Genomic DNA, 14,346 nt, shown 5'->3' on the forward strand with positions numbered 1-14,346 from the left:
GACCGCCCGCACCCTCACCAGCAGGCACACCCCTCGCCGCCCTACGTCACCCCGGCTCCAGATGTCCCGCAATAGTAAGTCACGCTCACGTCTCAGGAAAGATCTCGGATAACCCGTGCACATTCTTTTTCCCCGCCGCGCGCCCCGCCCCTGACCTCCATGTAGACAGCTGATTTCGGCCTGTGTAAAATCATCGGGTCATCCCGGCGGTGGCCGCGCATTCGCGTAAACCGCACCACGTCCGGTTCATCCGCGTGGGCGAATTCCCTTCGTGGACGTTCCCGAGCCGGGGGCGTTCACCCTTCTTCCGGGTCTTCCTGCCACGCCACGGCAGATCACCGGCGCACCGGCGGCATCGGCCCACGCCGGGTAAGGGATCAGGTACATCGTGGTGCCGCCCGGCCTCCATACCCTGACCGCCGTACCGGCGAGCGTCTTTGTCTATCCCCTTCACCGATGACGTCGCAACTGAAATAGATTTTCCTTACTATCCGTAATCGACCCGCGGGACGGATGCGCGGAGGGTGATCGTAAGCGGAATGACCACTTTCCGCGCCATACTTTTTCCGTCTCCCCCCGGATCGGGCGCCGCACCGCTTTCCGGAAGCCGTCCAGCCCACCACGGCACGGTGCGCACGGCCAGGGCGTAGGGGTACCCGCGATCCCGACAAATAGCCCAGAAGCGCACATATATCCATGTTGCCGTGCTTGCAGGAACTTTCAGAAAAGTATTGCATAGCCCGCAAGATCTGAGTAACTTCCGGGCAACGCCTGTGAAATACGACATTGGAGGCCCCGTGGTCCGGCCGCCCCGCTCATGGTCCGTCAAGTGGTCGCGTGCGCGAGGGGGACGGGGAGCGGCGGCCGTCGCCGCCCTGCTGACCGGGGTGAGCCTGCTCGCGGGCACACCCGGGGCCACGGCGGGTACCGGTCCGGCGGAGGCGCCGGCCACCGCCCGGCACCAGGAGGACGCGCCGGTGGTGTCGGCGTTACGGCGTGGGGCCGGGCCCGGGGACGCGGAGCTGGCGCGGGACGCGCCTCGGGGGGATCTGTCGCGGGAGCGGTTCTACTTCGTGATGACGGATCGGTTCGCCAACGGGGACGCGGGGAACGACCGGGGCGGGCTCGCGGGGGATCGGCTGGTCAACGGGTTCGATCCGTCCGACAAGGGGTTCTATCAGGGTGGGGATCTGGCGGGGCTGATCTCGCGGCTGGACTACATCAAGGGGACGGGCAGTACCGCGATCTGGCTGACGCCGTCGTTCAGGAACAGGGCCGTCCAGGGCAGCGGGGACGACGTGTCGGCGGGGTACCACGGGTACTGGATCACGGACTTCACGTCGATCGATCCGCATCTCGGGACCAACGCGGACATGAAGCGGCTGGTGCGGGAGGCGCATCGCAAGGGGATGAAGGTCTTCTTCGACATCATCACCAACCACACGGCCGACGTGGTGGATTACCAGGAGAAGACCTACACCTACCGGACGAAGGCCGCGTATCCCTATGTGGACACCTCCGGGCGGCCGTTCGACGACACGGACTTCGCGGGTGAGGACACGTTCCCCGAGGTCGACCTCGGCTCGTTCCCGTACACGCCGGTGGCGCGGACGGGGGGCAAAACCCCGGGGTGGCTGAACGATCCGGCGATGTACCACAACCGGGGGAACTCCTCGTTCAGCGGCGGGGAGAACGACGAGTACGGGGACTTCTCGGGGCTGGACGATCTGTGGACGGAGCGGCCCGAGGTCGTCCGCGGGATGATCGACATCTACCGGACGTGGGTGAAGGAGACCGGGATCGACGGGTTCCGGATCGACACCGCCAAGCACGTCGACATGAAGTTCTGGCAGCGGTTCGCGCCGGCGCTGGACGGGTACGCGGCCAGGCTCGGCAACGACCGGTTCTTCATGTTCGGGGAGGTGTACTCCGGGGACCCGGCGGTGACCAGCAGATACTCGACGCGGGGCGGGCTGGACGCGACGCTGGACTTCCCGTTCCAGGAGGCGGCGCGGTCGTTCTCCGGGGGCACGGCGGGGGCGGCACGGCTGGCGCTGCTCTACGCGGGGGACGATCGGCACACCAAGCCGGACGCGGGGGCGCAGTCGCTGCCGACGTTCCTCGGCAACCACGACATGGGGCGGATCGGCAGGTTCGTCAGCCAGGACAACCCGGGGGCCGCGGACGCCGAGCTGCTGCGGCGGGACCTGCTGGCGCACGAGCTGATGTACCTCACCCGAGGCCAGCCGGTGATCTACTACGGCGACGAGCAGGGCTTCACCGGCAAGGGCGGCGACAAGGACGCCCGGCAGTCGATGTTCGCCTCCCGCACCGCGAGCTACCTCACCGACGACCTGATCGGCACGGCCGCCACCCACGCGCAGGACAACTACGTGCCCGCGCACCCGATCTACCAGGGAGTGAAGGCGCTGGCCGCGCTGCGCGACGCGCACCCCGCGCTCGCCGACGGCGCCCAGGTGGAGCGGCTCGCCGAGGGCGGACTGTACGCCTTCTCGCGGATCGCCGCCAAGCAGAAGGTCGAGTACGTCGTCGCCGTCAACAACGCCGAGACCGCCGCGACCGCGGACGTGCCGACGTACTCGGCGGGCATGGCCTTCACCAAGGTGTACGGCGAGGGCCCGGCCTCGGCCACCTCGGCGGCGGACCGCGCGCTGCGGCTGACCGTGCCGCCGCTGTCGGCCGTGGTCTACCGCGCCGCGGCGCCCCTGGCCGCCCCGGCGGCGGGCCCGGCCGTGGCGGTGGTGCTGCCCGGCGCCGAGCTCACCCCGCCCGCCGACGGCCGCGTGCCGGTGTCCGCGACCGTGCCGGGCACCGGGTTCGACCAGGTGACGTTCGCCGCGAGGACCGGGAACGGCCCCTGGACGGTGCTCGGCACCGACGACGCCCCCACGATGGTGGACGGGCGGCGGCTGTTCCGCGTGTACCACGACCTCACCGATCTGGCCCCGGGCACCGAGGTCACCTACAAGGCCGTCGTGAAGGACTCGTCGGGCCGGTTCGCCTCCGCGTCCGCGGACGCCACCGTGGGCACGCCGGAGGACCCGCAGGAGCCGGGCGCGGTCACCCGGGACTGGCTGGTGGTGCACGACAAGCGGGCCGACCCCGACGGCTGGGGCCTGCACGTGTGGGGCGACGTCGAGCAGCCCACCACCTGGGACGCCCCGCTGCCGCTGAACGGCGAGGACGCCTACGGCAGGTTCGCCTGGATCAAGCTGAAGCCCGGCGCGACCAGCGTGGGGTTCATCGCGCACAAGGGCGACGAGAAGGACGGCGGCGACCGGCTGGTCAACCCGGCGAGGAACGGCGAGGTCTGGCTGGCGGAGGGCAAGCCCGACACGTACACCTCCCGGGCCGCCGCCCAGGGATTCGCGACGATCCACTACCACCGCCCGGACGGCCGGTACGACGGCTGGGGCCTGCACCTGTGGGGCGACGCCATCGCCGACGGCGTGGGCACCGACTGGGCGGCGCCGCGCATGCCGGACGGCACCGACTCCTACGGCGCGTTCTGGCGCGTCCCGCTGAAGGACCCCGCCGCCCCGCTGAACTACATCGTGCACAAGGGCGACACCAAGGACCCCGGCCCTGACCAGTCGTTCGTGCCGGCCACCCGCCCCGAGGCGTACGTCAACTCGGGCGGCACGGCGATCCACCCGACCCGGGCCGCCGCGGAGAACGTCGCGATCCTGCATTACCGCCGCGCGGACGGGAACCACGACGGCTGGGGACTGCACGTCTGGAGCGGCGCGGCGAACCCCACCGAGTGGGCCGCCCCGATCCAGCCGGCCGGGACGGACCGCTTCGGCGTCTACTTCCGGGTGCCGCTCGCCGAGGGGGCGACCAGCCTGAGCTACATCATCCACAAGGGCGACGCGAAGGACCTGCCGGACGACCAGTCACTGGACCTGGCCGCCACCGGCGGCGAGGTGTGGCTGCTCGCCGGCACCCCCGGCCACCTGCTGCCGCAGCCGCCGGCCCGGGGCGCCGACGCCGACCTGTCCAAGGCCAGGGCCCACTGGATCGACCGGAACACCGTCGCCTGGAACCTCACGCCGTCCACCTCGTCGGTGTACGCGCTGGCGTTCTCCCCCAAGGGCGACATCGCCTACGAGGACGGCGACCTCACCGGCGACATCCATCTCGTCCGCCTCACCCCGGGAGCCGGGCTGACCGAGGCGCAGAAGGCGAAGTGGCCGCACCTGGCCGCCTACGCCACGTTCACGGTGGACCCCAGGGACGCCGACCTGGTGCGCACCGCCCTGCGCGGCCAGGTGGTGGCCCTGGAACGGGGCGCGTCGGGCGCCCTGCTCACCGCCACCGGCGTGCAGATCCCCGGCGTCCTCGACGACCTGTACGCCGCGGCCGCGGGCGCCGCGCTCGGCCCGGTCTGGACGTCCGGCACGCCGCGGGTGTCGGTATGGGCGCCGACCGCCGCGAAGGTCGAGCTGGCCCTGTACCGCGACCCGCGCGGCGGCACCCGCACGGTGCACGAGATGCGGCGCGACGACGCCACCGGCGTGTGGTCGGTGCGCGGCGCGCCGTCCTGGAAGGACCGCTACTACACCTTCCTGGTCGGCGTGTACGCCCCGGCGGCGGGCGGGGTGGTCGTCAACGAGGTGACCGACCCCTACAGCGTGTCCCTGGCGGCCGACTCGGCGCGCAGCCAGCTCGCCGACCTGTCCGACCGTGCGCTGCGGCCCGCCGGGTGGGGGTCGCTGCGCAAGCCGCCCGCGGTGCCGCAGGGCCGGGCGTCGGTGTACGAGCTGCACGTGCGCGACTTCTCCGCCTCCGACGCCACCGTCCCGGCGGACCGGCGCGGCACGTACGCGGCGTTCACCGGGAACTCGGCCGGCATGAAGGAGCTGCGGTCGCTCGCCGCCGACGGCCTGACCCACGTGCACCTGCTCCCGGCGTTCGACATCGGCAGCGTGCCCGAGCGGCGCGCCGACCGCACCGAGCCGGACTGCGACCTCGCCGCGATGCCGGCCGACTCCGACCAGCAGCAGGCCTGCGTGGCCCGCACCGCCGCCAAGGACTCGTTCAACTGGGGCTACGACCCGGTGCACTACACGGTGCCCGAGGGTTCGTACGCCTCCGACCCCGACGGCACGCGCCGCATCGGCGAGTTCCGCGACATGGTGGCCGGGCTGAACGGCGCCGGGCTGCGGGTGGTGATGGACGTCGTCTACAACCACACCTACGCCGCCGGGCAGGACGCCAAGTCGGTGCTGGACCGCGTCGTGCCCGGCTACTACCACCGGCTGCTGGAGGACGGCACGCTCGCCACCTCCACCTGCTGCGCCAACACCGCCCCCGAGCACACCATGATGGGCAAGCTCGTCGTCGACTCGGTGGTCACCTGGGCCAGGGAGCACAAGGTGGACGGCTTCCGCTTCGACCTGATGGGCCACCACCCGAAGGCCAACATGGTGGCGGTGCGGGCCGCGCTGGACAAGCTCACCCTCGCCAGGGACGGCGTGGACGGCAAGGCGATCGTCCTGTACGGCGAGGGCTGGAACTTCGGCGAGGTGGCCGACGGCGCGCGGTTCCCGCAGGCCACGCAGGCGAACATGGCGGGCACCGGCATCGGCACGTTCAACGACCGGCTGCGCGACGCGGTGCGCGGCGGCGGCCCGTTCGACGGCGACCCGCGCGTCCAGGGCTTCGGCTCGGGGCTGGCGGGTGCCCTCAACGGCTCCCCCTCCAACGGCGACGGCGGGCAGCAGGCCGCCCGGCTGCGCCACTACGAGGACCTCATCAAGGTCGGGCTGAGCGGCAACCTGAGGGACTACCGCTTCCCCGGCTCCTCCGGGCAGGAGGTGACCGGCGCGCAGGTCGACTACAACGGCTCCCCCGCCGGGTACACCGCCGCGCCCGGCGAGGCGGTGACGTACGTGGACGCGCACGACAACGAGACGTTGTTCGACGCGCTGGCCTACAAGCTGCCGCAGTCCACGCCGATGGCCGACCGGGTACGCATGCAGTCGCTGTCGCTGGCCGCGGCCGTGTTGTCCCAGGGCACCGCGTTCCTGCACGCCGGCAGCGAGCGGCTGCGCTCCAAGTCGCTCGACCGCAACTCCTACGACTCCGGCGACTGGTTCAACCGGCTGCTGTGGGACTGCGCGGCGGGCAACGGCTTCGGCGGCGGCCTGCCCCCGGCCGGGGACAACGAGCCCAAGTGGCAGTACGCCCGCCCGCTGCTCGCCGACCCGGCGCTGAAGCCGGACTGCGCGGCGATCGGCGCGGCCCGGGAGCGGTTCGGCGAGCTGCTGCGGGTGCGGGCCTCCTCCCCGGCGTTCGGGCTCGGTTCCCTGGCCGAGGTGCAGCGGCGCCTGTCGTTCCCCGTGCAGTCCGGGGACCCGGGGCTCATCGCCATGCACCTGGACACCACCGGCGCCGACCCGAGGTGGACGTCGATCACCGTGGTGTTCAACGCGACCCCGGGCGAGCGGACGGCGGCGGTGCCCGCGCTGCGGGGCGCCGCGGCGGCGCTGCACCCGGCGCAGGCGTCCGGCGGCGACCCGGTGGTCAAGCGGTCGGCGTTCGACCCGGCGACCGGTTCGATCACCGTGCCGGCCCGCACGGTCGCGGTCTTCGTGCGGTAGCCGCACGCCCCGAGCGCAAGGCGCCGGGCCGGGTGCCGCGGCACCCGGCCCAGCGGGGAACCCGTCCATCGAGCCTGGAGGCCCCCCGCGTGAGATCCCGCACATCAGCCCTCCGCCCCCTCGTCGCGTCCGGCGCGCTGATCGCGTGCCTGCTGGCCCTGCTCACCGTGCCCCTGGCGTCCCCCGCGCGGGCCGCACCGCCGGGCACCAAGGACGTCATCGCCAACCTGTTCGCGTGGAACTGGCCGTCGGTGTCCGCCGAGTGCACCGACGTCCTCGGCCCCGCCGGGTACGGCGGCGTGCAGGTGTCACCGCCGCAGGACTCGCTGAAGCGGGCGGGCACCCATTCCTGGTGGGAGCTGTACCAGCCCGCCGCCTACGATGTGAACGGCCGCCTCGGCACGCGGGCGCAGTTCTCCTCGATGGTGCAGGCCTGCCACGCCGCCGGGGTCAAGGTGTACGCCGACGCGGTGATCAACCACATGACCGGGCAGGGCTCGGTGTCCTACGGCGGCCGCGGCTTCACCAAGTACGACTACCCCGGCACGTACTCGGGGGCCGACTTCCACTACTACCCGGGTGCCTGCGGCAACTCCGACAACCTCATCCATGACGGCGACTACGCCGGCAACGCGAACAACGTGCAGCGGTGCGAGCTGGTGGGGCTGGCCGACCTGGACACCGGGGCCGAGTACGTCCGCTCCCGCATCGCCGCCTACCTCAACGACCTGACCTCCCTCGGCGTGGACGGCTTCCGGATCGACGCGGTCAAGCACATGAGCCCGGCCGACCTGTCGTCGATCTACGGGCGGCTCACCGGGTCGCCGTACATCTTCCAGGAGGTCATCTACGGCGCAGGGGAGGCCGTGCAGCCGAGCCAGTACACCGGGCTCGCCGACGTGCTGGACTTCCAGTACGGCCGCTACCTGAAGGAGAAGTTCGAGGGCTCCGTCTCGGACCTGCGGACCTTCGGGGCCACGTGGGGCGGCATGCAGCCGAGCGCCAAGGCCGTGACGTTCGTCACCAACCACGACACCGAGCGCAACGGCTCCACCCTCACCTACAAGAACGGCGCGACCTACACCCTGGCGAACGTCTTCCAGCTCGCCTGGCCGCACGGCGCGCCGCAGATCTACGACGGCTTCACGTTCACCGACAACGACTCCTCGCCGCCCTCGGACGGCAACGGCTACGTCACCGCGGCGAACTGCTCGTCCGGGTGGACCTGCCTGCACCGGGACGCGGCGGTCAACGCCATGGTGGGGTTCCGCAACGCGGTGCGCGGCACCGTGGTGGCGAACTGGAGCGCGCCGAACGCCGATGTCATCGCGTTCAGCCGCGGCACGGCCGGGTGGGTGGCGATCAACAACGGCGGCGGCGCGCACACCGGGTCGTTCCCCACCGGGCTGCCCGCCGGGACGTACGCCAACCTGCTCGGCTCCGGCTCGGTGACCGTGGGCTCGGGCGGCACGGCCACGGTGACCGTGCCCGCGAAGGGCGCGGTGGCGATCCGCACCGGCGGCTCCCCGCCCGCGTCGATCTCGACGTCGTTCAACGTGGACGCCACCACCTTCTGGGGCCAGAACGTGTTCGTGGTCGGCAACGTGCCCGAGCTCGGCTCGTGGAGCCCGGCGGCGGCGGTGCCGCTGTCGTCGGCGACCTACCCGGTCTGGCGCGGCACCGTGGGGCTGCCGCCCGGCACGGCGATCCAGTACAAGTACATCAAGAAGAACCCGGACGGCTCGGTGACCTGGGAGAGCGATCCGAACCGCTCCTTCACCACCCCCGCCACGGGCACCGCGACCAGGAACGACACCTGGCGCTGACCCGGCACCCGGCCACGCCCTTCCGCTGCCATATCCCCATATGCCTGGCATTTCTTGTGATTACCGGCGTATCGACGGAGTGAGACGCCGGTCATCGCAAATTTCCGTCGCGACATGGGGCTGAAACGCGGCTGTGTGACCCTTCTGGCAGAGATCGTCAGAGGGAGTTCCACAACGGGGAGGCGAGTGAGGATGGCGTCCATCTTCGACCAGGTCGGCGGGCCCCCCGCGGTCTCCGCGGTCGTCGACGAGTTCTACTCGCGCGTGCTCGCCGACCCCACCCTCGCGGGCTACTTCACCGGCATCGACGTCATCAAGCTGAAGGCCCACCAGCGCAGCTTCGTGGCCGCCGCGCTCGGCGGCCCGCAGGAGTACCGGGGCCGCGGCATGGACGAGGCGCACGCCGGCCTCGGCATCACCCCCGACGACTTCGACACCGTGGTCACCCACCTGGCGGGCGCCCTCGCCTGCCTCGGCGTGCCGGACGAGACGATCGTCACCATCGCGGGCACGCTCGCGCCGCTGAAGGCGCAGATCACCGGGGACCAGGCCGCGGCCTGAACGGTCAGAGCCGCAGCCGCGCGTACAGCGGGGCGTGGTCGGAGTCGGCGGCGTCCTTGCGGGCGCCGGGGTCCTCGGTGACCGACGGGAGGCCGTGGCCGACGACCGAGCGCATCTCGTCCACCTTGTCGAGCAGGGCGCGGCTCACCATGATGTGGTCGATCAGCTCGCCGCGCCCGTGGTGCACCCGGGAGAAGCCCTCCCCCTCAGGGAGCATCGAGTACAGGTTCCACAGCCGGGAGGCGTCGCCGCGGTCCGGGCGGAACGCACCCGGCGTGCCGAGCTCCGAGCCGGGCGGGCCGAGCACGATCTGCGTGGTGGCGGCCTGCGGCTCGTCGTTGAAGTCGCCGACCACGACCACCGGCCGCCGCTGCCCCTGACCGTCCATCAGCCGGTCCGCCATGCCGCGCAGCGTGGTGGCCTCCGCGGCCCGCCGGTACAGCGCGTAGGCGCCGAACCGGGCCCGCTCGCCCTCGTCGCGCGGCTGGAACCGGCCGCCGGGGAAGCTGAGCAGCTTGGACTTCAGGTGCACCACGACGAGGTCCAGGGTGACGCCGGGGCTCGGCTCGATGCGGGCGGCCAGCATGCCGCGGCTGGTCTGGCCGGTCAGCGGGCCGGTGTCGGCGGTCTGCACGGCGGCCAGCGGCGCGGTGAACGCCGTGACGTCCGTCTGCGCGGTGACCGGGACACGGCTGATCACCCCGACCCGGATGCCCCGGGTGTCGGGGTGCCCGGACAGCACCGTGTGCCACTCGCCGCCGAGCTCCTTCACGAGGTCGCCGAGCGCCTCGGGCTGGCCGACCTCCTGGACGCCGAGCGCGTCGGGCGCGATGTCGTTGATCGTGGTGGCCATCGCCGCGAGCTTGGCCCGGTAGGCCTCCTCGCTGCCCGGCCCGAACTCGCCCCCGGGGCGGTACAGGTTCTCCAGGTTCCACGTGCCGACGACGACCATGGCCACTCCCACCCCTTGAGGTCGCGGGCCGCCGTCGTGCGCCCGCTGTCATCACTATTCAGCACCGGGTGCCCGCCGTCGCGTCTTTCCCCGTTTTTGGCGTGGATCGGTCCTTACTGGGGTTTAGCCGCCCAGAGAGCGGCTAGGGCGGCACTAGACCGAGAACCGACCAGCGAGGAGACGCGATGCTCACGCTGACTGACACCGCCGCGAAGGTGATCCGCGACCTGAACGCTCAGACCGGCGAACCGGGTGAGAGGGGCATCCGCATCTCGTCGCAGGACGACGACGCCGGTTCGCTGATGTTGTCGGTGGCCGAGGGGCCGCAGAGCACCGACAAGGTGGTCGAGAGCGGCGGGGCCCGGGTCTACCTGGACCCGGTCGCCGCGAGCGTGCTCGACGACAAGGCGCTCGACGCCGACGTGGACGACCAGGGCGGCGTCTCCTTCCACGTCGAGAACCAGGCCACCTGAGCCTTCGAGGCCGCGCCCGGCGCCGGGCGCGGCCTCTCCTCTCTCACCGCCTCAGAGGTCTCATGGGTCTCATGGCCTCACGGCCTCAGGTAGGCGAAGCCGAACAGCGAGTCCGCCGGGAGCCCGGCCGCCGTGTGGCAGTACACGTCCACCAGCAGCTCGGGCGGGCGGCTGTACGAGGCGACCGTGCCGAGGAAGCAGTACCGGCCCGGCGTGCCGGAGCTGACCTGCACGCTGTCCCAGAACTTCCCGATGCCCGCGTACACGACCCGGTAGTGGCCCGGGGCGAGGCGGGCGATCGTGGGGGTCTCGCCGGTGGAGCTCCACGAGTGGCGCGGGTCCACCGCGGGCGCCGCGGGGTCGCCGGTGGCGGTCAGGTACGCCGCCGCGGCCGACGCGTCGTGGTGCAGCCCGCCGCCCTGGACGTACGACAGCAGCCACGGGGAGTCGATGCGGTCCCCGGTGCCGATGGCGTAGCAGCCGACCGCGATCTCCAGGCCGTCCGCGACGGGGGTGGTGCCCTCGGGGTGGCAGCGGGCCGGGGCGCCGGTGCCGTACGGGGTGACCTGGACGTACCCGGTGTCCTCAGGGAACCCCGGGCCGTGCACGGTGACGGTGTAGCGGCCGGTGCCGGTGCGGCGGACGTCGTCCAGCCGTCCCCGGGAGTTGAACGTGCCGTCGTTGACCACCGGCGCGAGATCGCCGGTGCCGCCGGGCCGGTCGTAGCGGACGGTGGCGTACGGGGTGCCGCCGGGGGTGGCGGCGGCGAAGAAGATCGTGAACCACCAGTCCACGGGCGCGCCGTGCTGGTCGAAGCACCGCACCCGCACCGTCTCGTCCGGCCCCGCCTGCCCGTACCCGGCCACGGCGCAGGTACGCCCCCGGTACGTCGTGCGGTACGCCGTCACGTGCGGCACGCCGTTGGCGGCGCCGACGTCGGGCAGGCGCACCTCGTACTCGCCGGTCCCGGTGCGCGTCACCGAGGCCCGGTTCCCCGCGGTGGCCGGGTCCCGCCGCCCGGTGGTCCACTGCACGTGGTTCAGGGTCACCGGCACGCCGATCGGCGGGGTGGCCTCGTTCATGTAGGCGTACCCCCAGCGCGGCGCGGGCGGCGTGGGCGTGCCGGCCGCGACCAGGGCCTCGAACAGGGCTCTCACGTCCCGGTCGGACTCCTCGGCGGTCGGCCCGGGCTCGCCGGTGGGCGGCGGCGCGCCGGACACGGCGTTCACGCCCATGCGGAACCGGATGTGCTCCCAGTCGTCGAAGCCCTCGACGCCGTTCTGGTAGCCGTACTTGGTGGGGTAGTGCGTCCCGACGGCCTCCACCTGCTCGTCGCCCGGGTCGTCAGGCGGCATCCGGGGCGCCGCGTGCGTGTCGCACACGCCGTTCCTCCCGGCGATGATCTTGCCGTGGAACAGCTCGTCGTCGACCTGCGGCGTGGCCTTCACCTTGTCCTTCGGCGTCTGGCCCGCCACGGACCTCGGGGCGACACAGACCTGGAAGCCGCTCATCACGTCCACGTCCACGACGGCTCCCGGGCCGGGCACACCTCCGGCGCTGAAGTCCCAGTCCAGGCCCTGGCGCGCGTCGCCGACACGCAGGGTCCTGGCCGGGTCCCACCAGGCGGCCACCGAGTCCGCGACGGCGCCGACCCCCGTCCCCTCGGGCAGCGCGTACCGCCCGGGCGCGGGCAGCGGCTGCCGCACCAGCGTGGGCAGGTCGGTGTCGGAGTAGTCGATGTGGCTGATCGACTCGATGACGGCGCGCTGGGCGGGCAGGTCGAAGTCGGTGCCCGCCGGCATGCGGCCGAGCGTGGCCCGCCAGGCGCTGAAGTCGGGGATGCCGATGGTGGAGTACCGGTAGTTCATCGCCGACAGGTAGTTGGGTTTGAAGTTGGCGTCGTCCCCGCCGCCGTGCTTGAGGCCGAGCACGTGCCCGAACTCGTGCACGAAGGTCGCGGCCTGCGTGCGGTCGGTGGGCTTGTTCACCGTGCCGAGCGTCACCACGAAGTCGTCGCCGCGCGGCCCGAGGCAGCAGGTGCCGCTGCTGGTGGACCCGTTGTGGGTGTATCCCCACAGGTTGTAGTAGAACAGGCCGTCCCGGCTCGGGGTGAAGTGGTCCTCCCGCAGCCGCTCGAACGGCGTCTTGCCGTCGGCCGGGTCGCGCACGTTCAGCGGGGCCTCGCGGACCTCGGGCGTCACCCGCAGGCCGTTGGACATGTCGACAAGGAGTTGGACGCCGGGGCTCGCCCCCCAGGGGTAGGGGCAGGTCTGCGGCGCTTCCACCGGGGCCTCGTCGAACATGTCCACGGCCTCGTCCATCGCGGCCCTGCTCGGCCGGTCGGAGGCGTCCGCGGTCTCGAACCAGTCGACCTCCACGGCGAGGGTCTTGCGGCACGGGTCGGCGCCGTGCTCGGGCAGCCAGCGGTCCACGCCGTCCTCGGTCACCTTGCCGAACAACTCGATCCGGTCGGTGAGGCCGTCGCCGTCGGTGTCCAGCGCCGGGTCGGGGTCGGGCAGCGGGAAGATCGTGGTCTGCCAGATCTGGTTGGCGTCCTTCTCGAAGCGGTGGATCACCGTGGCCGAGGGCGGCATGTCCACGTACACCCGGCGGGTGTCCAGGTCCACCAGCCGCACGCCGACCATGTCCCAGTTGTCGGCCCGCCAGTCCTCGGCCCGGTTCTCGTGCTCGATGATCAGGCTGTGGGTCAGTTGCGGCAGGGTCAGGCACGGGGCGAGGCGGGCGCGCCAGGTCCAGTGCACCCACGCCAGGTCGAAGGTGCCGCCCTTGTGGTAGCGGACCCCTGCGGGCAGTTCCCTGCCCGGCTCGCCGTCGGCGTCCTCGTAGACGTAGGGGTCGGGGCGGCCGTCGCCGTTCCAGTCGTCGAAGATCAGCTTCTGGCCGCCGAGCCACACATGCTCGGTGGAGTCGTCGCGCAGGCCGTCCTCGCCGGTGCTGACGGTCAGCGCCACCCGGCACACCGCGTTGACGTCCCGCTGCGTGGTGCTCCAGGTGCCGGAGCCGGACGCGCCGCGCTCGAACCGGTGGACGGGTCCCTCGGACGCGGGGCGGTCGAAGTAGACGCGGCGCGGCTCGTCCCGGTCGACGATGCGCAGGCCCTGGAGGTCCCAGTCGTCGACGGACGAGGAGTGGTTGACGAGGAAGCCCTTGCGGAGGGCGGCGTCGGTGAGGCACTGCGGCAGCCGCGCGTGCCAGGTGAACGTGGTGTGCGGCCGGTCCCCGGTGCCGCCGTGGTGGAACGGCTCGCCGCCGCCGGGGTCGGGTGCGCCGTCGCCGTCGGAGTCCTCGAAGACGAGGGCGTTGGCGGAGTCCAGGACGTCCGGGGCCGGATCGCGGAGGCTGACGGTGATCCAGGTGTCGTCGCGGATGCCGTCGGCGCCGGTGGTGAGGGTGAAGGTCACCCGGCAGATCACCCGGTCGTCGGCCCGCGCCGGCGGCCCGAGCGCCGCGAACAGGGCCAGCGCCGCCAGGACGGCGAGCACGGCCCGGACGCGGCGCGCCCGCCACCTGGGCCTCGGGACAAGGGACTGACGAAGCGCGTGCCTGGACACAGGGATTCCAATCCGCCGGACGCCGGGACGGACCCAGCATCAGGGGCGGGAGACGCCCTGTCATGAGGCGCCGAGTACTCAATTCGGGCGGCTGGCGAAGGACCGGAGTACCCATCCCGGCGGGCGCCACGGGCAGCCCGGGCCGGGCGAGGTGAGGGTCCCGGAGGCAGGTGCGTCCTCCCGTCCCCGGGACCCCGTCCGAGGGCCCCGCACCCAGACGGCACATGAGGTGGCCCGCGCCGTCCGGCGGGCTGCCCACACCTTAAGACGGCACACAGGAAGTCGCAATCTTTCGATGGAATTTCGCAAGTTAACGACTGAGCTACGCCAGCCATC

General features: G+C 72.2%; 6 protein-coding genes. 4 read left to right on the forward strand and 2 right to left on the reverse strand.

What is annotated here, in order from left to right:
* The first annotated feature begins 797 nt into the window (after positions 1 to 797).
* From pulA to ABGB17_RS29485, 3 genes are all read left to right on the forward strand, one after another.
* Positions 798 to 6,626, forward strand: a complete 5,829-nt coding sequence (pulA, locus tag ABGB17_RS29475) for a pullulanase-type alpha-1,6-glucosidase (RefSeq protein WP_347635325.1) — start codon at positions 798 to 800, stop codon at positions 6,624 to 6,626.
* Positions 6,627 to 6,715: 89 nt separating this feature from the next.
* Positions 6,716 to 8,452, forward strand: a complete 1,737-nt coding sequence (locus ABGB17_RS29480) for a carbohydrate-binding module family 20 domain-containing protein (protein ID WP_347635327.1) — start codon at positions 6,716 to 6,718, stop codon at positions 8,450 to 8,452.
* Positions 8,453 to 8,644: 192 nt separating this feature from the next.
* Positions 8,645 to 9,013: a group 1 truncated hemoglobin gene (locus ABGB17_RS29485; RefSeq protein ID WP_347635329.1), complete on the forward strand. Its 369-nt coding sequence runs from the start codon at positions 8,645 to 8,647 to the stop codon at positions 9,011 to 9,013.
* Between the two features lie 4 nt (positions 9,014 to 9,017).
* On the opposite strand, the gene ABGB17_RS29490 is transcribed toward ABGB17_RS29485, so the two are convergent.
* Complete coding sequence (locus tag ABGB17_RS29490; RefSeq protein WP_347635396.1) at positions 9,018 to 9,965, reverse strand: endonuclease/exonuclease/phosphatase family protein; 948 nt, start codon at positions 9,963 to 9,965, stop codon at positions 9,018 to 9,020.
* 185 nt (positions 9,966 to 10,150) lie between these two features.
* Here ABGB17_RS29490 and ABGB17_RS29495 point away from each other — a divergent pair, with 185 nt between their 5' ends.
* Positions 10,151 to 10,438, forward strand: coding sequence for an iron-sulfur cluster biosynthesis family protein (locus ABGB17_RS29495; RefSeq protein ID WP_347635331.1), 288 nt, complete (start codon positions 10,151 to 10,153; stop codon positions 10,436 to 10,438).
* 77 nt (positions 10,439 to 10,515) lie between these two features.
* Here ABGB17_RS29495 and ABGB17_RS29500 read toward each other — a convergent pair whose 3' ends face one another.
* Positions 10,516 to 13,941 (reverse strand): hypothetical protein, encoded by a 3,426-nt coding sequence (locus ABGB17_RS29500; RefSeq protein WP_347635333.1) that lies wholly within the window; start codon positions 13,939 to 13,941, stop codon positions 10,516 to 10,518.
* Positions 13,942 to 14,346 lie beyond the last annotated feature (405 nt).

The organism is Sphaerisporangium sp. B11E5, from assembly GCF_039871875.1.
Taxonomy (GTDB): Bacteria; Actinomycetota; Actinomycetes; order Streptosporangiales; family Streptosporangiaceae; genus Sphaerisporangium.

Excerpts from the sequence above, each read along its gene's own strand:
- ABGB17_RS29490 (WP_347635396.1), bottom strand. The coding sequence starts at position 9,965 with ATGGTCGTCGTCGGCACGTGGAACCTGGAGAACCTGTACCGCCCCGGG.
- ABGB17_RS29495 (WP_347635331.1), top strand. The coding sequence starts at position 10,151 with ATGCTCACGCTGACTGACACCGCCGCGAAGGTGATCCGCGACCTGAAC.
- ABGB17_RS29485 (WP_347635329.1), top strand. The coding sequence starts at position 8,645 with ATGGCGTCCATCTTCGACCAGGTCGGCGGGCCCCCCGCGGTCTCCGCG.